The organism is Exobacillus caeni, from assembly GCF_005747095.1.
GTDB lineage: Bacteria > Bacillota > Bacilli > Bacillales > Guptibacillaceae > Exobacillus > Exobacillus caeni.
In genome coordinates this window covers 1-21,956 of the sequence record NZ_SWLG01000023.1, presented here as the reverse complement: position 1 = coordinate 21,956, position 21,956 = coordinate 1, and the positions used below count along the sequence as shown (strand labels likewise).

20 protein-coding genes and 1 other RNA gene are annotated in these 21,956 nt (G+C 42.1%); 2 read left to right on the top strand and 19 right to left on the bottom strand.

The window, feature by feature from the left end; all coding sequences use genetic code 11:
- Positions 1-61: 61 nt before the first annotated feature.
- From FCL54_RS20890 to FCL54_RS20865, 5 genes are all read right to left on the bottom strand, one after another.
- On the bottom strand, positions 62-265 hold the full coding sequence (locus FCL54_RS20890) for a thioredoxin family protein (protein WP_138129104.1): 204 nt from the start codon (positions 263-265) through the stop codon (positions 62-64).
- Positions 266-427: 162 nt separating this feature from the next.
- A complete protein-coding gene (locus tag FCL54_RS20885) occupies positions 428-1,201 on the bottom strand; it encodes a redoxin domain-containing protein (protein ID WP_246055396.1) in 774 nt (257 codons plus the stop codon).
- 117 nt (positions 1,202-1,318) lie between these two features.
- Positions 1,319-2,725 carry a DHA2 family efflux MFS transporter permease subunit gene (locus tag FCL54_RS20875; protein ID WP_138129098.1) on the bottom strand — a complete coding sequence of 469 codons (1,407 nt, stop codon included), beginning with the start codon at positions 2,723-2,725 and terminating at the stop codon, positions 1,319-1,321.
- Positions 2,726-2,882: 157 nt separating this feature from the next.
- Positions 2,883-3,812: an alpha/beta hydrolase gene (locus FCL54_RS20870; protein ID WP_138129095.1), complete on the bottom strand. Its 930-nt coding sequence runs from the start codon at positions 3,810-3,812 to the stop codon at positions 2,883-2,885.
- Between the two features lie 237 nt (positions 3,813-4,049).
- On the bottom strand, positions 4,050-4,949 hold the full coding sequence (locus tag FCL54_RS20865) for an SDR family oxidoreductase (protein ID WP_138129093.1): 900 nt from the start codon (positions 4,947-4,949) through the stop codon (positions 4,050-4,052).
- A 144-nt stretch (positions 4,950-5,093) separates the two neighbouring features.
- On the opposite strand from FCL54_RS20865, the gene FCL54_RS20860 reads away from it, so the two are divergent.
- Positions 5,094-5,633, top strand: a complete 540-nt coding sequence (locus tag FCL54_RS20860) for a flavodoxin family protein (protein ID WP_138129091.1) — start codon at positions 5,094-5,096, stop codon at positions 5,631-5,633.
- 2 nt (positions 5,634-5,635) lie between these two features.
- Here FCL54_RS20860 and FCL54_RS20855 read toward each other — a convergent pair whose 3' ends face one another.
- The 14 genes from FCL54_RS20855 to rpoN all read right to left on the bottom strand — a co-directional run bounded on the left by FCL54_RS20855 (position 5,636) and on the right by rpoN (position 21,148).
- Positions 5,636-6,601 carry a nuclease-related domain-containing protein gene (locus tag FCL54_RS20855; protein ID WP_138129089.1) on the bottom strand — a complete coding sequence of 322 codons (966 nt, stop codon included), beginning with the start codon at positions 6,599-6,601 and terminating at the stop codon, positions 5,636-5,638.
- A 296-nt stretch (positions 6,602-6,897) separates the two neighbouring features.
- Positions 6,898-7,256: a transfer-messenger RNA gene (gene ssrA, locus FCL54_RS20850) on the bottom strand.
- A 94-nt stretch (positions 7,257-7,350) separates the two neighbouring features.
- Positions 7,351-7,818, bottom strand: a complete 468-nt coding sequence (gene smpB / locus FCL54_RS20845; protein ID WP_138129087.1) for an SsrA-binding protein SmpB — start codon at positions 7,816-7,818, stop codon at positions 7,351-7,353.
- Positions 7,819-7,946: 128 nt separating this feature from the next.
- Entirely contained in the window at positions 7,947-10,259 is a 2,313-nt protein-coding gene (gene rnr / locus FCL54_RS20840) for a ribonuclease R (protein WP_138129085.1), read from the bottom strand.
- 60 nt (positions 10,260-10,319) lie between these two features.
- Positions 10,320-11,066, bottom strand: a complete 747-nt coding sequence (locus FCL54_RS20835; protein WP_138129083.1) for an alpha/beta hydrolase — start codon at positions 11,064-11,066, stop codon at positions 10,320-10,322.
- Positions 11,067-11,269: 203 nt separating this feature from the next.
- On the bottom strand, positions 11,270-11,497 hold the full coding sequence (gene secG / locus FCL54_RS20830) for a preprotein translocase subunit SecG (protein WP_138129081.1): 228 nt from the start codon (positions 11,495-11,497) through the stop codon (positions 11,270-11,272).
- Positions 11,498-11,839: 342 nt separating this feature from the next.
- A complete protein-coding gene (eno, locus tag FCL54_RS20825; protein ID WP_138129079.1) occupies positions 11,840-13,126 on the bottom strand; it encodes a phosphopyruvate hydratase in 1,287 nt (428 codons plus the stop codon).
- A 27-nt stretch (positions 13,127-13,153) separates the two neighbouring features.
- Positions 13,154-14,689, bottom strand: a complete 1,536-nt coding sequence (gpmI, locus tag FCL54_RS20820) for a 2,3-bisphosphoglycerate-independent phosphoglycerate mutase (protein WP_138129077.1) — start codon at positions 14,687-14,689, stop codon at positions 13,154-13,156.
- Entirely contained in the window at positions 14,682-15,443 is a 762-nt protein-coding gene (tpiA, locus tag FCL54_RS20815) for a triose-phosphate isomerase (RefSeq protein ID WP_138129075.1), read from the bottom strand. Before tpiA ends, gpmI begins: the two co-directional genes overlap by 8 nt.
- An 85-nt stretch (positions 15,444-15,528) precedes the next feature.
- Entirely contained in the window at positions 15,529-16,713 is a 1,185-nt protein-coding gene (locus FCL54_RS20810) for a phosphoglycerate kinase (RefSeq protein ID WP_138129162.1), read from the bottom strand.
- Positions 16,714-17,102: 389 nt separating this feature from the next.
- Positions 17,103-18,110 carry a type I glyceraldehyde-3-phosphate dehydrogenase gene (gene gap, locus FCL54_RS20805; RefSeq protein WP_138129074.1) on the bottom strand — a complete coding sequence of 336 codons (1,008 nt, stop codon included), beginning with the start codon at positions 18,108-18,110 and terminating at the stop codon, positions 17,103-17,105.
- A gap of 51 nt (positions 18,111-18,161) precedes the next feature.
- Positions 18,162-19,190 (bottom strand): sugar-binding transcriptional regulator, encoded by a 1,029-nt coding sequence (locus tag FCL54_RS20800; RefSeq protein ID WP_138129072.1) that lies wholly within the window; start codon positions 19,188-19,190, stop codon positions 18,162-18,164.
- A 144-nt stretch (positions 19,191-19,334) separates the two neighbouring features.
- On the bottom strand, positions 19,335-19,574 hold the full coding sequence (locus FCL54_RS20795; RefSeq protein ID WP_425467161.1) for a glutaredoxin family protein: 240 nt from the start codon (positions 19,572-19,574) through the stop codon (positions 19,335-19,337).
- Between the two features lie 254 nt (positions 19,575-19,828).
- Complete coding sequence (gene rpoN / locus FCL54_RS20790) at positions 19,829-21,148, bottom strand: RNA polymerase factor sigma-54 (protein WP_138129070.1); 1,320 nt, start codon at positions 21,146-21,148, stop codon at positions 19,829-19,831.
- Between the two features lie 214 nt (positions 21,149-21,362).
- On the opposite strand from rpoN, the gene FCL54_RS20785 reads away from it, so the two are divergent.
- Positions 21,363-21,815 (top strand): SRPBCC family protein, encoded by a 453-nt coding sequence (locus FCL54_RS20785; RefSeq protein ID WP_138129068.1) that lies wholly within the window; start codon positions 21,363-21,365, stop codon positions 21,813-21,815.
- Positions 21,816-21,956: the final 141 nt, after the last annotated feature.

Below are 21,956 nucleotides of genomic sequence, written 5' to 3'. Positions count from 1 at the left end.
CAACCCCGCCATAATAATTTACAAAAGTTATCCCCTGCAAAAAAGTGCAGGGGTTTTTAGTTTATGATTGGGCAAATGCTTTAACCTGTTCTTCCGGCAACGCACCGATTGATCGGTCTGCTTCTTCCCCGTCTTTTATTAACACGAGGGTCGGAATACTCATGATACCGAATTTTGCAGCTAATTCTGGTGCTTCATCGACATTCACATAGTAGAAATCCACGGAATCCAAATCCTCTGCTACTTTTGAGACCACCGGCCTCAACTGACGGCAGCCCGGTCACCAATCTGCACTGAATTGCAGTACGAACGGTTTTGTCATTCCTTTTACAAGTGATGCATAGTCTGCATCTCTAATTGTTTTTTCCATAATTGCCCTCCTAATAAAGTTTTTTTAAAAAGGGTTAGTATACCCTTAACTGAAAAATTATTTTTTTATAGATGATTGCGCAGTTCCCGGTATAATACAGCCTTCAGGACCGCATACCATTCCTTCTTGCAGTCTTGCTTCTTCTGCCTTTTCTTTTTCAAGTTGCTTTTGCTGCCACTCAACGTCGATCGAAGGCGAAAACTTTTCTGGGTTTCGAATGTACCAGCGCTGTTTGCGAATCAAGAAGTTACCTGCATCAAGGAGTAGCGCTTCATCAAGTTCCTTTAATGCTTCTTCTTTTTTTCCATTTTTGGCGTATTCCATGCCAAGCTTGAACTTTGTTTCTGCTAGCTGCCTTTCCATCTCAGAAGGGCCGTTTCCGGCATCGTAGTATGGATCATCTAGCTCAATCGTTTCCGCTTCATTTCTAATCAGTTTTTTTACAGCTTCAACATGTTCTTGTTCATTTACCCGGAAGCCCTGTTTTACTAAACGGATCCTTCCTTCTTCGTCAATAAAGATCCCATTGGGTACAATTTTGAAACCAAAGTGATTAGCAAGCTTATTCTCATCATCAATCACTGTCGTAAATGTTGTATCCTTCGCGTACGGTGCAGCGACCTGTGCACCCTGTACATCGACCGCTACTGATAGAATTTCAAAGTTTTCATCTTTAAATTCATCATAGAAAGATTGCCATCCAGGCAATTGTTGGCGGCATCTTCACCAGGAAGCCCACATAAAGATCAATGCTTTTCTCCCGCGATAGTCTGAGATCGAAACTTCATTTCCATCTAAGTTTTGAAAAGTAAAATCAGGAAGTTTGTCCATTAACAATATTTTCAACTCCTTATATTTTAGTTTTATTGTAAAATAAATAAGTCTGCACCCAAAACATTTTGCTTATCCCAACCAAAAACGGACAGCCCCTGGACAGTCCGTTTTATTTTACTCCTCAGCCGGGCTCGCCTTTTTAAGGAAAAACGCAAGGATAAGCCCCAGCCCGCTTGTGATTCCAGCAACTATAAAAGAAACATTAACACCATGAATAAGGCCTTCCACTCCATATTTTTGCGGATTCAATGCATTGTTTGTCATCACTGTAACAAGAATAGCGGTTCCGACCGAGCCTGATACCTGGCGCATCGTGTTATTCATTGCTGTACCATGGGCAATCAATCGTCTAGGCAGCTGATTGAGCCCCGCAGTTGTGACCGGCATCATGACAAGAGCAACGCCAAACATCCTGACCGCATTGACGGTGGCCATATAAAAGAAAGTTGTTTCGGCAGTAAGGTTCGTAAACATAAAGGTGGAGCCCGTTACGATGATAAGCCCGATTACCGCCAGCCAGCGCGCTCCAAACTTATCGAATATCTTTCCGCTGATCGGTGACATGATCCCCATCAACAGGGCACCCGGAAGCAGCATTAATCCAGATTCAAACGCGGTGAAATGATGCATGTTTTGCATGTAGATAGGCAGGATCGTAGCTCCGCCAATCATTGCGATGAACACGATCATCCCTAGTCCTGTCGCAAGTGTGAAGACTCCGTATTTAAACACCTTGAATTCAAGGATCGGCTGTTCAAGGCGGAACTGCCTTAAAATAAATACGGCAAGTGCCACAGCGCCAATCAACAGGGTAACAAGTACTTCCGTGCTTCCCCATCCATGTGTTCCGGCGATACTGCAGCCATATAAAAGTCCTCCAAATCCAATGGTGGACAAAATAATGGATAAAATATCAAGCTTAGGAAACGATCTTTTAGTAACATTTTTTAAAACAAAATATGCAACGATAAAATCAATCATAGCGATTGGCAATACTACATAAAACAGTGACCGCCACGGAAAATGATCAACAAGCCATCCGGATAACGTTGGGCCGATCGCCGGTGCAAAAGCAATGACTAGTCCGAACAGCCCCATTGCCGAACCGCGTTTCTCTACAGGAAAAATCACAAAAAACACGGTTTGCATCAACGGGATCATGATTCCTGCTCCAGAAGCCTGGACAATCCTCCCTATTATTAACACCGGAAAGTTTGGGGCAACAGCACAGATTAGCGTTCCGAGACCGAAAAGTCCCATCGCCGAGAGAAACAGCCTTCTTGTCGTAAATGTTTCAATCAAAAAGGCTGTCACGGGAATCATGACTCCATTCACTAGCATAAACACTGTTGTAAGCCATTGTGCGGTGTTTGCGCTAAGATCTAAGTCCCTCATGATATGCGGCAAAGCAGTTGCAAGCAGCGTCTGGTTTAAAATAGCCGCAAAAGTTCCTGATATCAACACTGCTACAATAGGAAATATCTTAAATTCTTGATTATTCTGAGCGTTTTCTCCTTCCAATATAAATTCCTCCTGATAGATAAACTTAATTTCACGCACTAGCAGATACCATTTAGTTTCTACCTAATAAGGTCCAGCGTCAAACGATTTGTATTGTTATGATACGCCCTAACGCAAAAAAGCAGAGAAGATCCCCTGCTCTTTTTGATGTTATTTTCTATTCGAATGATTTCTTTAGATGCCGGATACCTTCTTCTACCGCCTCTTTAGCCTCTGGTACAAATCCTACAAAGTTTGCAAAGCCATGGATCAGATCCTCATAATTTTTATAGTAAACAGGGACACCATCAGCCTTCAAATGTTCTGCATACGCTTTTCCTACATCCCTTAACGGATCGTACTGGGCGGTGAGGATCGTAGCGGGAGGCAATCCGCTTACATCGTCATAAAAGATTGGAGAAGCATAGGGATTCCGCATTTCTTCTTCATTATTAAAATAATGCTCTCTGAACCATGCCATCAATTCAGCCGTGAGCATATACCCTTCCCCATTTTCCTTTATGGACGGCGGTTCTTCTTTATAGCCCGTCGATGGATATAAAAGAAGCTGATGGCTGATTTTTGGCGTTTTCTTTTCTTTGGCGATAATACAGGCAACGGCTGCAAGGTTACCTCCTGCGCTGTCACCTGCAACAGCGATACGGTCTGGATCAATTTGAAAATCGTCCGCATGTTCTGCGATCCAGCTTAGAGAATCATACGCATCATTCACAGCTGCAGGAAACTTATTTTCAGGTGCTAAACGGTAATCTACTGAGATAACAAGACAATCGCCTTTATTCGAAAGTAATCTGCAGACTGCATCATGGGTATCAAGGCTTCCGATCACCCATCCCCCGCCATGGTAAAACACAACTGCCGGATAAGGCGCCTCTACTCCTTCTGGAACATAAACACGTATAGGAATATCTCGGCCTTCAAACTTAATATCAAGGTTATGGACCTTTTTGACAGGTTCTGTTTTTTGCGGTAAATTCATCGATGCTTCTTTCGAGCGGTATGCTTGTGGAGAAATCTTATCTAAAGGTATCTGCGGCATTTCATTTAAATTATCTAAAAATGATTGAATTCTCGGATTAACTGGCATATACATTCTCCTTCCAAAATTCTATTATTTTACTTCGCCATACGAAAGGCATTCCCCTTTTTTTCAATTGTTTATGTAATTATTGTTAAGCAGTCACTGTTATGTAATCTATATAAATACTTTTTCCTAAAAAAGCTAATGGAAAACGTGAAGCTTGAATAGTATGATTGGGAGCTGTTCCATTTTAGTCCGACATAAAAGAGCTGACATGGTTTGCAGCTCTCTTCAAATCGCTATTTATGTTTCTGTCATAGTTCCCCCGTTTACATGCAGGACCTGGCCAGTGACATAGGAAGAATCATCCGATGCCAGATAAACATAAGTAGGCGCAAGCTCAAAAGGCTGCCCTGCCCGTTTCATTGGTGTTTCCGCCCCAAACGTTTTCACAAAATCTGCTGAAAAGCTCGAGACGATTAACGGAGTCCAAATCGGACCCGGTGCAACCGCGTTTACCCTGATACCATAATCGACGAGCTGTTTAGACAGTGATCTGGTAAACGTGACGATAGCGCCTTTTGTAGCGGAGTAATCAAGCAGCAACCGATGCCCTTCATAAGCCGTAACTGAAGCAGTGCTTATAATAGAACTTCCCGGTTGCAAATGCGGCAAAGCTTCCTGTGTAATAAAAAACATCGGGAAGATATTTGTACGGAAAGTATCTTCGAGTTGTTGGGTTGAGATATTTAAAATGCTCTTCTGGGGAAACTGAACCCCTTGATTAAGAATAAGTATGTTTAACTTGCCATAATGCTTGATCGTTTTTCGAACTATTTTACGGCAAACTTTCTCTTCACGAAGGTCACCCGGAAGTAATAAACAACGCCTGCCGTACTTTTCAACCATCGCTTTTGTCGCTTTTGCGTCTTCATGTTCGTATAAGTAAGAGATCGCGATATCCGCTCCCTCTTTCGCAAAGCTAATCGCTACGGCACGGCCGATCCCGCTGTCCCCTCCAGTTATCAAGGCAACCTTTCCCTTCAGTTTATCGCTGCCTTTATATTGAGGGTTATCGGATATCGGAACAGGTGTCATCAAATACTCCAGACCGGGCTGAATGTTCTGGTGCTGTGGAGGAAAGGTTATGGGGGTTGGTTTACAAGTCGTTTGCACATCGTAATAAGGATACATAGGTATCATACACAATCCGCCTCTCATGGCATTTTCCACTTATGATATTCACCTATGTAGAAAGGGGTTCTTTTAGTTCGGCAAAGGCACATCATTAAACCGATTCTTTTGGCTTATGCTATACTACAAACCATAAAAGGAGTTGCTTTTACGATGAAAATTTTAACACTATTAGGTAGTACCAGAAAAAATGGAAATTCTGAGTTCCTGGCCAAAAAAATTGTAGAAGGTACGGATCATACAATCGTTTCAATTGCTGAAACACATATTGAACCGATCACAGATAAAAGGCATACAGAAGAAGGATTTTCTCCTGTGGGCGATGACTATGAAGAATTAGTGGAACTCATGCAGACTCATGATATCTTTTTGTTCGCTACACCCCTTTACTGGTATGGAATGAGTGGCCCCATGAAAAATTTCTTCGACAGATGGTCCCAATACATGCGGGATGAACGCTTTAATCTTAAAGAAGAATTCAAAAAGAAAAAGGCTTATGTTGTTATAACGGGTGGAAAAGACGCAAAAATCAAAGGCCTGCCACTTGTCCAGCAGTTCAGCTATGTTTTTGATTTTGTTGGAATGGAGTTTGAGGACTACATAATCGGAAAAGGCGTGAAGCCGGAGGAAGTGAAAGAAGATAAACTGGCTTTGGAGAAGGCTGGTATGTGGAATGAGAGGTTTCGAAGATAGCATTATTCAAGGTTTAAATGATACACTCTTCCCTTATTGGAACCGGAATATGGTAAGTTCATTGAATGAAACAATCTTGTGGCCACAGCCGAAGATTCTATTTTCAAGAAATCCCTTAGCTGATTATTCGTGATAGTGGGACTAATTAATAGTTCGTAATCTTTTAATGCTTGAAAATGTGCGTCTTTCGATCGGTGTTGGCACTTAGAACAGAACCAGTAACCATGTTGTCTTTTATATGTATAGCAGTTACAAGAGCAGCAAATTACTCCTTTTAAAATTTCGTTTTTCTTAATATCATATTGATCCAATATTGGAAATCCTGGCGGAGTATGTTGCTTCTTTAAAAGCCTAATTATTTTCTTAAGTTCTTTCTCTGAAAGAACTTTTTCTTTTGCAATAGATTCAATTTGTTTAACTTTCACCGGTAAGGCTTCTTTATGAAGGACTTTCTGATTAAGCGTGTGGTTTTCATTAGTTGTTCTTATAATTGTCTGGGGATTACTGATTGCGACTAGTGAGTATATAGGAATTTCCTCAAAGCGATTCTTTTTCAGCCACCCCTTCAAATGTCCTTCTTGCCGTTTTATTTGAAGGATTGGGTCAGGGAAAGCAGTTTCCTTGTCTTCATACCTGCGAATTAATTGATTAAAAATAGGATCGAAATAGATAGTACCAATAATATTTTTAACTTCTATAAGGACAATAAAATTGCACGTGATCACCAAGGTATCAATTTGGAAAAAATGCTCCTTGTATGGGAGCCTAATATCGTGAAGAATAAAGTATTTTTGCTGGTCTAGTAAACCGAGCGGAAAGTCGAGCGAAGTTTCCCCTTTAAAACCTGCAGTTCTTTTCTTGAGTTCTTCCTTAATCGAGGGGATTTTCGGGTGATCTGGAGGAAGCCTTCGAAGAAGTGCTTGTAACTTTAGAATAGAAAGAGGAAATTCACGTTCTTTTACAATCATTTCATCACTCCAATGCTAATTTTGCTCATAAATTCTCTATTAGGGATGGAATCTCCTGTTGAATTGAAGAAAAATATATTTTATCTTCGTTTTTGGTGATATATCTACGATTTTTTGCTTATATCTTCGAAAATGCAAATATATCTTCGGATTTTTAAATATATCTACGAAAAACAGAATATATCGATTTTTCGACATCACCCTGCATTTTTCGATGTTAAGTAAACACAAAAAAGATCTACCTAAAAGGCAGATCAACATACAATTACAAATTAAAAAACCACCAAATATGTATTTGGTGGAGACGGTGGGAATCGAACCCACGTCCAGAGGCATCGTTACTTAAGCTTCTACGAGCGTAGTCAGTATATTCGCGATTCGCTGCAGTTCAGCCTACTGACAGGCATTCCTGCAACTAGTCCGATTGTTCTCTTCCGGCTCTCCTCAGACTGCGGATTACCGGCGTATCCCACTTAGAGTGAGTCCCTTACCCTACCACGTGGGCGATGGAGGGAGGAACCGCTAGCAACTGTTACGCTGCTAAAGCGAAGTTGTTGTTTTCTTTGCCAGTTATAGGCATGGCGTTTTTACGAAGCTCGCCAACTCGGCTCGCAACTTAAGCTCGACCTACCCCTGTCGAATCCGTAACGTCCCCATGTAAATGAGAGACCGAAAACGGTAAAAGGTAGTATTTAATTGTTTCGGTACATTTTATTATAACAAACCCAGCAAGAAAATCAAGTTCAGCACTACATGTGCTGCCGATCCTTCATTGCTTTTTCAACTTCACGCTTCATTGTTTTGCGCTTCAAGTCTTCACGTTTATCAAACTTTTTCTTACCTTTTGCAAGTCCAAGCAGCACTTTTGCGAAGCCGTTTTTAATGTAGACTTTAAGCGGCACAAGCGCATATCCTTTTTCCTTCGTTAATCCGATCAGCTTATCGATTTCCTTCTTCTTCATCAGCAGCTTCCGGGACCTCGTCGGATCATGGTTGTAGATGTTTCCCTGTTCATACTCACTGATGTGCATGTTCACAAGAAAAACTTCACCATTTCGGATAATCGCATGAGAGTCTTTAATCTGCACTCGTCTTGCCCGGATGGATTTGATTTCAGTTCCTTTTAGAACGATTCCAGCTTCGTATGTTTCTTCAACGGAATAATCATGTCTTGCTTTTTTATTTTGTGCGATGAGTCCTCCATCACCTTTTGGCATGTACGGTATCCTCCTCTCAAGCGTCAAGTACTATTATAACGAATTGGTCAAATAAAGTCAATGCAGGCACTCCCCCCTTAAGAAGTAGAAGGTTGACTCAAGAACAATGCATGAGTCAACCCTCTTTATTATCTGTTCCGCTTTTTCTTCTTCTTTTTCTTCTTTTTGTTTTGTCCCTGTCCCTGCTTGTCATTGGCAGGCTTCCGCTTTCGCTCGGCTATTTCAAGCTCTTTTGATTTCTTTCTTGGAGTACGCTTGCCACCCTGGATTACTTTAGGGCGTGCCATGCGCTTCCGCTCTTTCGGCGGTTTCATGCCGACGATTTCAAAGTCGATCGAGCGTTCATCGATGTTCACATTGATCACTCTTACTTCGATCTCATCACCGATACGGAATACGTTTCCAGTCCGCTCACCGATCATGGCATAGTTGCCTTCATCATAATGGTAATAGTCGTCGGTCAGATAGCTGACATGGACAAGGCCTTCAATGGTATTCGGGAGTTCAACAAACAAACCAAAATTTGTCACCCCACTGATAACGCCTTCGAATTCCTCGCCGATTTTATCCTCCATATACTCTGCTTTTTTGAGCTCGTCTGTTTCACGTTCTGCATCTACCGCACGGCGTTCCATCGCTGATGAGTGCTGCGCGATTTCAGGCAGAGCTTCCTTCCATTTTTCCCGCGTTTCCTGGCCGACTTTTTTCTCGAACAAATATGTCCGGATCAATCGATGGACAATCAAGTCAGGATAACGGCGGATCGGCGACGTAAAATGCGTATAGAAGTCAGTAGATAATCCAAAGTGCCCAAGGCTTTCCGGATAATACTTCGCCTGCTGCATAGAACGAAGCATTACTTTACTGATTACGGCCTCTTCCGGCTCGCCGCGAACTTCTTCAAGCAGTTCCTGGAGTGCTCGAGGATGAACTGTGTTTGCATTACCTCGCACTACGTAACCGAAGTTCGTGATAAACTCAAAGAAGTTATTTAACTTATCTGCATCGGGATCTTCATGGATACGATACATGAACGGAATATCCATCCAGTGGAAATGCTGGGCAATAGTTTCGTTTGCTGCAAGCATAAATTCTTCGATCAACTTCTCCGCTACAGAACGTTCACGCAAAACGACATCCTGCGGGTTTCCTTCATCATCCACAAGCACTTTCGCTTCAGCGAAGTCAAAGTCGATCGCTCCGCGTTCAAACCGTTTTTTCCGAAGAATATCAGCGAGTTCTCCCATTGTTTTAAAGAATGGGACCAACGCCTCGTACCGTTTCATCACTTCTTCGTCTTCTTCTTGTAAAATTTTCCGCACGTCTGTATAAGTCATTCTTTCTGTTGTCTTGATAACACTTGGAAAAATTTCATGATGGACTACTTCCCCTTCAGAAGTTATTTCCATCTCGCAAGAAATTGTCAGGCGGTCAACCTGTGGGTTAAGGCTGCATATACCGTTAGACAATCTGTGCGGAATCATCGGAATCACTCGGTCAACTAGGTATACGCTTGTACCACGTTCAGCTGCTTCCACATCGATCGGAGACCCTTCTGTTACATAATGGGTAACATCCGCGATATGAACGCCCAGCTTATAGTTACCGTTTTCAAGCTTGACGACATTTACTGCATCATCAAGGTCCTTTGCGTCTGCCCCGTCAATCGTAACAATCGTGTCATCACGGAGGTCTCTGCGGCCCTCAATGTCCTTCGGATCAATTTCATCCGGTGTGTTTGTTGCCTGTTCCATCGCATCATCAGGAAACTCTCCAGGCAAACCGTGTTTATAGATAATAGATAAAATATCTACGCCCGGATCATTTTTATGGCCGAGGATTTCTGTGATCTCTCCTTCAGCGCTCATACGGCCCTCAGGGTATTTCGTTATTTCAACAACAACTTTATGTCCTTCCGCCGCACCGTTAGCAGCACTTTTCGGAATAAAAATGTCGTGGGGGATTCGCTTGTCATCAGGAATCACAAACCCAAAATGCTTGCTGTCAGAATAAGTTCCGACCACTCTTGTTTGCCCACGTTCGATGATACGAATAACGGTACCTTCCGGGCGTGTCCCCGAGCTTTTTTGATGAAGCCTTACAATAACACGGTCTCCGTTCATCGCACCATTTAAGTCACCCTGAGAAATATAAACATCTTTCTCACCTGTTTCTTCCGGCAGTAAAAAAGCAAACCCTTTCGCATGTACCTGGAGTTTCCCGCGAACAAGATTCATTTTTTCAGGTATGCCATATCGATTACTTCTAGTTCGGACAATCAGGCCTTCCTCTTCCATTTTGTTCAGCGTTTTTACAAATTCCTTAAAGTCGCTGGAATCCTCAAGCCCAAACACTTCTTCAAGTTCAGAAACAGTGAGGGGCTTGTATGCCTCTTCTTTCATAAAAGAAAGAATCCGTTCCATTCGTTCATTTACTGTCATACTCTCACCTTCCTTCGAGTTGCAATCTATCTTTATTTATTCCCAATTATTTAAAATTAACTAATTAGACCAATCTAATCCTTCAAGAAATCCATAAACATCTTCATGAAGCTGCTCTTTTTCCTTATCCAGCGTAATAACATGTCCTGATTCTTCGTACCATTTTAGATCCTTTTTATTAGACTCAACATTTTCATAAATGATGTTTGCACTGTCTGTGTTGATCATCTCATCATGCCTTGCCTGAACGACGAATGTCGGCGCATAGACCATATCGACATTGTCACGGACTTCCTTGATCAGGTTTTGCAGGGCATTTAGCGTCTTCATCGGCGTTTTTTCAAATTCTTTCATTTCGGAATCGATTTGTTCCGGTTTTTTTCCTTCGAACTTTTTGTATTCTTTCGCATAATCAAGGATCCCCTGATACATCACTTCTTCGCTTTTAATGTACATCGGGGCACACATCGGTACTATTCCCTTAACCGGAACAGTATAACCAAGTTTCAAGGAAAATACTCCTCCAAGCGAAAGACCGGCGACAGCTATCTCTTCGTATCCTTTTTCTTTCAGATGGTTATATCCTTCCGTTACATCCTTCCACCAATCTTCCGGTCCAGTATGTACAAGCTCTTCAGGAGGGACACCGTGGCCTTTATATTGCGGTGCATGGCAAGTGTATCCTTTCTCCTGCAGGTACCTTCCAAGCATGCGGACATCTGCTGTATTTCCTGTAAAACCATGCAGCAGCAACACTGCACGATCTCCTCCCTCAAAGGTAAAAGGTTTTGGCATTACGATTCTCATGATGATTTCCTCCCTCTCCTACTCCTATTCCTTAGCATTAAGCTTTTAAAACAGCTGTTTTATGTAGTTTTCCCATCTATAAATAACTCTAATAATCCAACTTTTTATAGGAATTTCGCTTGGTAAAATACTCCTAAAAAAAGAGCAAAAAAACAGCAAGTGATTTCTACACCTGCTGCCATTATTTGACATTAAGCTGTTGATTAGACCAAAAACACCACGATGTTCAGTACAAAGAAAAGAACGGCTAAAACAACGGTAACTCTATTTAATACGGCTTCCATACCGCGGGCTTTTGTTTTACCGAATAGTTGTTCAGCACCCCCGGTAATCGCTCCTGAAAGCCCCGCGCTTTTACCGGACTGAAGGACTACCGCAATGATTAATAAGATTGAAACGATAACAAGTGCAATAGTAACTGCAAGTTGCATGATTCCACCTCCCGGACTTACCATAACAATACTATAACTTTACCATAATAAAATTGTGAAAATCAACAAAAATCGGGGAAAGTGAACCCGTTATTATTCGAGTTAACGTTAAGATCTTTGGGCAGTTTTGCTCTCCCTGTCGGCTCTTTTGGATATTCAGCATCTTACATGCAAGCATGACGCTGCTGAATATCCAACGAGCCTTGTCGCTTTCGCTCTTACAAGATAGATAAATATCTATCTTTTTAGGGAGTGCAAAGATGTGTCGCTTTGTTGTCCTATTTTAAAATACATCCAAATCAAAAAAATTACCTCCCCTACAGTGTGGGGAGGTTTGTTGTATTATTTTGAAAGGTTGTAGAATGCTGATTGGCCTGCGTATTTTGCCAGGTGCTCAAGACCGTCTTCGATGCGAAGTAACTGGTTGTATTTCGCAACGCGGTCTGTACGGGATGGTGCACCGGTTTTGATTTGGCCCGCGTTTGTCGCTACTGCTAAGTCAGCGATTGTTGTGTCTTCTGTTTCACCTGAACGGTGGGAGATGACAGCTGTGTAGCCTGCGCGTTTTGCCATTTCGATCGCATCCAATGTTTCTGTGAGTGTGCCGATCTGGTTCACTTTGATCAGGATTGAGTTTCCAACTCTACGGGAGATACCTTCAGAAAGCTTGTTGGTGTTTGTTACAAACAGGTCGTCTCCAACAAGCTGTACTTTTCCACCTAATTTTTGAGTCAGCTTTTCCCAGCCGTCCCAGTCGTTTTCATCCAGTCCATCTTCGATCGAGATGATCGGATACTTTTCGCAAAGCTGGCTGTAAAATTCGATCATTTCTTCAGATGTTTTTGTTACACCTTCACCTGCAAGGTTGTATTTACCGTCATTGTAAATTTCAGAAGCCGCAACATCGAGTGCAAGCTTGACTTCTTCGCCTGGCTTGTATCCGGCTTTTTCGATCGCTTCGATGATCGTTTGGATCGCTTCTTCATTGGAACCAAGGTTTGGAGCGAATCCGCCTTCGTCACCAACTGCTGTGTTTAAGCCTTTTTCTTTTAATACACCCTTAAGGCTGTGGAAAATTTCCGCACCTGTACGAAGCGCTTCCTTAAAGGATGGAGCTCCGACCGGCATAACCATGAATTCCTGGATGTCAACGTTGTTGTCAGCATGTGCTCCACCGTTCAAGATGTTCATCATTGGTGTAGGGAGTGTTTTTGCATTTACTCCTCCAAGATAAACGTAGAGCGGGATATCAAGATAGTTAGAAGCAGCGCGCGCTACTGCCATTGAAACGCCGAGAATTGCGTTAGCTCCTAATTTCCCTTTGTTCTCTGTGCCGTCCATGTCGATCATCGCCTTGTCGATTCCGATCTGATCGAGTGCATCAGTACCGATTAATTCTGGCGCGATCACTTCGTTCACGTTTTCAACGGCTTTAAGAACGCCTTTGCCAAGGTAACGGTCTTTATCTCCATCACGAAGCTCAACTGCTTCATATTCACCAGTGGAAGCACCACTTGGTACAAGTGCACTTCCTTTAGCGCCTGACTCAAGGTATACTTCTACTTCAACAGTCGGGTTCCCGCGTGAATCTAATACTTCACGAGCATAAATATCAGTAATAAAGCTCATTTGGTTCACTCCTTATGCGTTTTGATATTATTTTTTAATCAATGATTTTCCAGTCATTTCTTTTGGTTGTTCCGCATTCAATAATTCCAGTAATGTTGGAGAAAGATCGGCAAGAACGCCGTCTTCCCGCAGCTCGATTCCTTCTTTCGTAACGATAACCGGAACAGGATTCGTTGTATGAGCAGTCATCGGTTTTCCTTCAGGTGTCACTACTTCATCAGAGTTTCCATGGTCAGCTGTGATAATGGTATGTCCGCCCTTTTCAGTAATCTTATCTACCACTTTGCCAAGACATTCATCAACTGCTTCTACCGCCTTTATTGTCGGCTCAAGTTTCCCTGAATGCCCAACCATGTCAGGGTTTGCAAAGTTTAAGATAATAACATCCTGCTCATCACGATCAAGTTCTTCTAATAGAGCATCTGTCACTTCATAAACGCTCATCTCCGGCTTAAGGTCGTAAGTCGCAACTTTAGGAGAATCGATCAGAATACGTTTTTCACCAGGAAATTCGTTTTCGCGCCCGCCGCTGAAAAAGAATGTAACATGCGGATACTTTTCCGTTTCGGCGATTCTGAGCTGTTTATAACCCTGCTGCGAAACAACTTCTCCAAATGTATTATCAAGGTTCGTTGGTTTAAAGGCAACTTCTCCTCCAACTGTTTCGCTGAATTGCGTAAGCATTACAAAGAAGATGTCTTTCGGCCACTCATCACCGCGGTCAAATCCTCTAAAGTCTTCGTTGGTGAAAACCTGTGAGATTTGGATAGCGCGGTCAGGACGGAAGTTTAAAAAGATGATCGCATCGTTATCCTCGATGGTTGCAACAGGTGATCCGTCTTCTTTCGTCAAAACAGATGGAATGACAAACTCGTCATAGATTTCATTCTTATAGTTGTCTTCCACAAGCTCGATCGGATCAGTGTATTTAGGGCCATCTCCGTACACCATTGCACGATAAGACTTTTCGATTCGATCCCAGCGTTTGTCTCTATCCATCGAGTAATACCTTCCAGAGATTGTCGCTAATTGACCCACACCATGTTCATCCATTTCTTTTTGTAGTGCCCGAATGTATTTTTTCGCTGTCTTAGGTCCTACATCGCGCCCATCAAGGAAACCATGAATATAAAGGTTATCGACACCTTTTTTCTCCGCTAACTTTAATAGTGCATATAAGTGGTCGATATGGCTGTGGATTCCGCCATCTGACAGGAGACCGAAAACATGAAGGTTCGTACCGTTCTGTTTCACATGGTCCATCGCTTCGATAAACGTCTCGTTTTCATAGAAATCCCCGGTTGTAATAGACTGATTTACGCGAGTAAGGCTCTGGTAAACAACCCTGCCGGCGCCAATATTTAAGTGTCCTACTTCTGAGTTTCCCATCTGTCCTTCAGGCAGTCCGACAGCTTCTCCAGATGCTTGTAACTGTGCATGAGGATAACTTTTCCAGTAACGATCAAAGTTCGGCTTTTTCGCCTGTGCCACAGCATTTCCTTTTGTTTCTTCGCGGCATGCGAAACCATCTAGAATGATTAGTGCAACTGGCTTTTTAGACATTGCTTCCAGCCTCCAGCAGCTGTAAGAAAGATTCAGGTTTCAGGCTTGCACCGCCTACAAGCGCTCCATCAATGTCAGACTGGTTTAAAAGTTCTTCAATATTTTCCGGTTTCACACTGCCGCCATATTGGATTCGCACTTGTTCTGCCGCATCCTGTGAGAATGCTTCGCCGATAACTGAACGGATATATGCACAAACTTCATTAGCATCTTCGCTTGAAGCCGTCTTTCCTGTGCCGATCGCCCAGATTGGTTCATATGCAACTACAGTTTTAGCGACCTGGTCGTTCGAAAGACCTTCAAGGCCTTTTTCAACCTGCTGCTTTACAACTTTCTTTGTTTCATCGTTTTCACGTTGTTCCAGTGTTTCCCCGACACAAACGATCGGTGTTAGATTATGGTTAAATGCAGCATAGACTTTTTTATTGACCATTTCATCCGTTTCACCAAAAAGCTCACGTCGCTCGGAATGTCCTAGAATCGTATATTTTACGCCAAGGTCACTAAGCGCAAGCGGACTGATCTCACCTGTAAACGCACCGCTGTCTTCAAAATGCATGTTTTGTGCCCCAACTTTTAAATCTCTATCTTTAAGCTCATCCGTAAGCAGATCTAAATACAATGCAGGTGCACATACAACCGACTCAACTTTATCAGCGGATGGAACGAGTCCTTTAACCTCTTCAATAAAGCTCTTTGTCTCTGAAATCGTTTTGTTCATCTTCCAGTTTCCTGCGATAATCGGTTTACGCATTTGTTTCACCTTCCTTATAGTGTTCAATATGCTATTTTCCGCTCAAAAAGGAGGGTCCTCTTCTCTACGTTAAAACTTAAGTACATTATTCTTTGTCATCTAATGCGACAACACCTGGCAATTCTTTTCCTTCCATGAATTCCAGGGATGCTCCGCCGCCTGTTGAAATATGATCCATCTTTTCGGCCATTCCGAACTTTTCGACCGCTGCTGCAGAGTCTCCGCCGCCGATAATTGTATATGCATCAGAATCAGCTAAAGCCTGCGCAACGCCCTTTGTTCCGTTTGCAAATGCTTCAAGTTCAAAAACTCCCATTGGCCCGTTCCAGATTACGAGTTTAGAATCTAAAACAATATCACGGTATTTATCGATCGTTTTTGGACCAATATCAAGTGCTTCCCAGTCAGATGGAATGGAGTCGATCCCTACGACCTTTGTATTAGCATCATTAGAAAAATCATCAGCTACGATAACATCTTCCGGTATGTGGAACTTGACGCCTTTTTCTTTCGCTTTATCCATAAAAGATTTTGCAAGTTCTACTTTATCTTCTTCTAATAGTGATTTTCCAACATCATAGCCAAGGGCTTTAACGAACGTGTAAGCAAGCCCGCCTCCAATAATCAAGTGATCCACTTTTTCAAGGAGGTTTTCGATTACACCGATTTTATCTTTAACCTTTGCTCCGCCGATAATAGCCGTAAACGGGCGTTCAGGTGTCGATAATGCTTTTCCGAGTACATCCAGTTCTTTTTCCATTAAAAACCCTGCAGCTGAAGGCAAATGCTGGGCAACTCCAGCAGTTGATGCGTGTGCACGGTGTGCAGCGCCGAATGCATCGTTCACATATACATCAGCCATTTCTGCAAAATGTTTTGCAAGCTCTGGATCATTCTTTTCTTCTCCGGCTTCAAAGCGAACATTTTCTATCAACAAAAGGTCGCCTTCTTCAAGGCCGCTGATCGCTTCGTTTACTTCAGGACCGTAAACCTCGTCTGTTTTCACAACCGTCTTTCCGCTTAGATCGCTTAAACGCTTTGCTACAGGATCTAATCGAAGTTCTTCAACAGCCTGTCCCTTTGGACGTCCAAGATGGCTGGCAAGGATTACTTTCGCACCCTGTTCCGACAAATACTGAATCGTTGGAAGAGCTGCACGAATCCTCGTATCATCCGTGACGTTGCCATCTTTCATAGGAACGTTAAAATCAACGCGGCAAAACACCTTTTTCCCTTTAAGATCAAAATCGCGAATTGTTTTTTTGTTCATAGTCCCTAGTCCTCCTTCATGCACAAAGTGGATTTTTCTTTTCATCAAAAGCACAAATCCTTCGATAGAAGAATGCCCGAAAATAAACCTTTCAAACATCGGCTCTGTTATTAAGTATTCATCACTTATGGCCTTTAAAAACAAGACCACGAAGCGACTCATCTTTGCTCTCCCTCAAAGATAGATAGTTATCTATCTTGTAAGAGCGCAAGCGACAAGGCTCTGTATGTTTAAAGATTTGTCATGCTCGCATGTAAGAAGCTTTAAACACAAAAGAGCCGCCGGGAGAGCAAAACTGCCACTACTAAACAGAACCGAAAACAAGTTTAAAAGGCAATGGAAAAGGAGGAAGGTTCTACTTCCTCCCCCTTATATTTTCGCTTCTTTTATTATAAACCTTTTTGTGCGATATAGTCGACTAGATCTACAACACGGTTAGAATAACCCCACTCGTTGTCATACCAGGAAACAACCTTCACAAGGTTACCTTCAATGTTCATTGTAGAAAGCCCGTCTACGATAGAAGAATGCGGGTTACCGTTATAGTCACTGGAAACAAGCGGCTCTTCGCTGTATCCAAGAATTCCTTTAAGGTCACCTTCAGCCGCCTTCTTCAACTCAGCGTTGATGTCTTCAACAGAAGCATCCTTCTCAAGCTCTACAACAAGGTCAACGATAGAAACGTTTGGAGTTGGAACACGCATCGCCATACCGTTCAATTTACCTTTTAGTTCAGGAAGAACTAGAGATACAGCTTTTGCAGCACCAGTTGTTGTCGGGATAATGTTTTCAGCTGCTGCACGTGCACGGCGATAATCTTTATGAGGCAAATCAAGGATTTGCTGGTCATTTGTATAAGAGTGAATCGTTGTCATCAAGCCACGGCGAATACCGAATTGGTCGTTAATAACTTTTGCAAATGGAGCAAGGCAGTTAGTAGTACAAGAAGCGTTTGAAATAACGTGATGATTATCAGCGTCATAGTTTTCTTCGTTGACACCAAGTACGATGGTGATATCTTCATCTTTTGCTGGTGCAGAAATAACAACTTTTTTAGCTCCTGCTTCAAGGTGCTTCGCAGCATCTTCGCGCTTCGTAAAGCGGCCAGTAGATTCTACAACTACCTCTACTCCAAGGTCTCCCCAGCCTAATTGAGCAGGGTCACGCTCAGAAAGTACTTTGATTTCTTTACCGTTAACAACGATATTTTCACCGTTTACTTCCACTTCAGCGTCAAGCTTGCCATGAACAGAATCATATTTTAATAGATGTGCAAGCATGTTTGCATCTGTTAAATCGTTAACAGCTACAACCTCTACCTCAGAGTTATTTAGAGCGGCACGGAAAACATTACGGCCGATACGGCCAAATCCATTAATTCCTACTTTAGTTGCCATGTTGATACTCCTCCTTGATTATCCTTTTAAAAAGGTATTAAGTATTTTATTTTAAAGGGCAGAACCCTCTAGTAACGCTTTAGCAGCGCCTTCATCTGTTACAAGGACATTCTTCAATCCTCGTTTCATATAAGCTTCAATTGCTTTTGCCTTGGTTGATCCTCCTGCTACAGTAATCACCAGCTCGCAATTCTCCAGGTCTTGAAGTTGAAGGCCGATTGTCTTGACTTTATGTACAACTTCTCCTGCCTGATTAAAATAGTACCCAAACGCTTCAGCAGCGGCATGCTTTGCTTTTAGCGTTTCAATGACTTCCGGAGATGATTTTCTTCTTATCGCCATTGTGTTAGCATCTCCTATGCCATGAATTACTATACCGGCTGACTTGATCAGTTCGAGCACCTCTTTGACACCCGGTTCTTCAATCAACGATTGATGAGCCTCTTCGCTTAATTGATCAGGTACATGGAGCAGACGATAATCGCCAGATGCTTTACGGGCCATTTTCGCACAAATCGTGTTAGCCTGGTTCTCCACCTGTTCTCCAAGTCCCCCTCTAGCAGGGACAAACAGAATATCTTCCCCATGTGCCGGCGGTGTCATCATTTCTGCGACGGCAGCGAGTGTTGTACCTCCAGTCACCGCAATAACATTTTGACTTAAATCGAGCTTTTTTAAACGTGATACACACGCTCTCCCCATTTCTTTTTTCACATAGGGAGCTTTGTCACTGTCACCCGGGACAATGATCACTTCTTGCAGCTGCATTTTTTGTTTGAGCTCTTCTTCCAGATTCCGCAACCCGGAAACTTCATTCATAACCGGCTCTAACTGGATCAGCAGCTGCTCACCCTCTTCAGTCAAATGCATTCCCTGAACCGACATTTCCAACAATCCCTGGTCTTTTAAAAACGTCACTTCACTCCGAAGAATCCGCTCTGTTATGCCAAGGTTTACGGCGAGGCTTCTTCGGCCGATCGGCTGCATGAGTCGAAGATACCGCAAGATTCGATACCGCTTGTTCATGACTTCCAGAAGTTCAGGCATTAATTTTTGTTGGATAGATAAAAGTGAATGCATTGTTCTACTCCCTTACGGCCTCACCCGAGACAAATTAAGTCCCACTTAGTCATTTTTTGTCCCAGATAGTTTAAAAAAAGACCTGTTACAATTTTCATCATATCAGTTGGAAAAACGCTTCGCAACTATGTTACACTTAAAATTTCAAAGTAAGCGTTTTCTTATTTTTTCTTTCGAGATTATTCCGTAATCGACTTCTTCCCCATATATTTCTACTACCGGAATCATAACCATATACTTTTCCAGCAAGTCATCATCTTTATAAATGTCGACTTCTTTTACTGATAGAGGAATTTCTTCATTCAGCTCATCAAGAACTACTTTCGCTTTATCACATAGTGAACAATTTTCTTTTGAATATAAAATAACGTTTATCGGTTCCATTAGTCATTCCCCTTTAGGTAATGTACCCACATATCATATGAAGAAACATGTTTTCCGCTCCAACTTCAAAAACTTTTTTGACCGGTATTTAGTCGAGTGCTGCAAGCCGCTTCTCCAGAATACTTTTCTTTCCGCGACGAAAAAGGTCCAAAAGAAAAATCCGAGCCGATTCAAATTCTGATTAAAGAATTTTGGATCAAAGTTCGGATTTCCTTTCGGCTAAAATACTTTTGCACCGGCCTCTTTCTTTCAATCTAGTTATATCTTTTTCTTTTGGATGAGCTCAAAATTTTCATCTCGTCACGGTATTTTGCAACCGTTCTTCTGGAAATCCCGATGCCCTTCTGCCCGTTTAAAATATCGGCAATCTTTTGATCGGAAAGAGGTTTCTGTTTGTTTTCCTGGTCAATCATTTCTTTAATACGCTGTTTCACACTGGAAGACGAAGCAGCATCCCCTGCGTTTGATTCGATCTTTGATGTGAATAAATTTTTCAATTCGAACAATCCATGAGGCGTTTGGACATATTTATGTTTGATCGCTCTGCTTACAGTTGATTCGTGTACACCAGCTTCTTCTGCAACTTCTCTTAACGTAAGAGGCTTCAAAGACTTAACACCGTATTCTAAAAAATCGTTTTGCTTTTCAATAAAGACGGCCAAAATGGCACCGAGTGTTTCCTGGCGCTGCTGGATACTTTTTAACAGCCAGTTGTATTGCTGATACTTTTCTTTTAAGTAAAGTGCCGCATCGTTCTTTTGAGAGCCCATCAACAAAGAATACTGCTTATTCAATGAAATCTTTGGAAGCAGTTCATCATTTAAGTAAGCTCTGAATCCATTTTGTTCTCTTTTTATCGTAACATCGGGAATCACATATTTGGTGGTTTCCCTTGCAAAAAGCGAACCGGGTTTAGGATCAAGCGTTGAAATAAAATCCGCAGTACGCTGAATGTCAGTTACTGTAACATGATACTTCTTTGCAAGCTCTTTATATTTGCGTTCTGCAAGCGATTTCAAATCATTCAACACGATAGTCTCGGCCAGCTCGTTCTGCATACTTCTTTGCTTTAGTTGAAGATAAAGGCACTCTCCTAGTGATCTTGCACCGATACCGACTGGTTCTAAAGACTGAAGAACAGCAATTTTTTCTTCTAAGTCTTCCTTTTCGATTGCAAAGCGGCTTGTGGCCTCCTCTTCATCAATTCTTAAGTAACCTGCTTCATCAAGGTTTTCAATCAGATATGTTAGTATTTTTAATTTCGAATCTGCCAGTGGAAGAAATTGCACCTGTTGAAGGACATAATCATGTAGTCCTCCCTCTTTTGCAGGAGCAAATGCAATCGGATCGTTTTTTCCGTCTTCCGACTGCCATTTAGTAGATTTTGTTTTTTGATAGCTTTTTCTTGTTCCCCATGATGGAGAGGAAAGATCGATCAGAGGGTTTTCCAGCGCCTGCTCTTTGATAAAACCGGCCAATTCAACTGTGGAGTACTGAAGAATCGTAATGGCCTGTCGAAGTTCATTGGTCATCACAAGTCTGGTTGTCTGCTTTTGAAAAAGTCCTAGTTCCATTCCACTCCCCCCATTACCTATCATACTATATTGCTACATAATATGGTATGGAAGAAAATGCAATGACAACAAGAACGATGTTAAAGAGAACATGGTATTACTTGATTTTGCAGAAAGTTAATCAAACGTTTGATCAATATTCAACTGGTTTTAAACTTATTGTATAAATATAATAGTGTTACACTATCTCTAATAAAGCGGAAGGATAAATGGCATGCCTATAATAAAAAATGAAATTTATATCGAAGCACCAGCCAGCGTTTGTTTTGACCTTGCACGAAACGTAGAAGTACATACAGAAACAACAAGTAAGACGAGGGAAAGGGCGATCGACGGCGTTACGGGTGGGCTAATGGAATATGGTGATGCCGTCACCTGGGAAGCTACCCATTTTGGAATAAGGCAAAAGTTAACTGCCAGGATTATAGAAATGGAAAAACCATACAAATTTACAGATGTGATGGTTAAAGGCGCATTCCATTCTTTCACACATACACACGAATTTATAGAAAGCGGAACAGGGACGATCATGAAAGACACGTTTGATTATAAGTCACCATTCGGCATTCTTGGAAACTTCATTGATACATTGTTTTTAGAAAAATATATGCAACGCTTTATTGAAAACCGAGCGAAGGAATTAAAAAGGCTAGCTGAAAAAAGATGATGGAACCTGTTTTGTTAATTGTACAGCATAGAAAAAAGAGCCTGCAAAGGTGGTTAACCCCAAAAGTTAGAGTTTTGTTATGCAGTTGATTGGATGGATTGAGTTCGGTATTCGACGGGACTCAGTCCATCCAATTTTTCT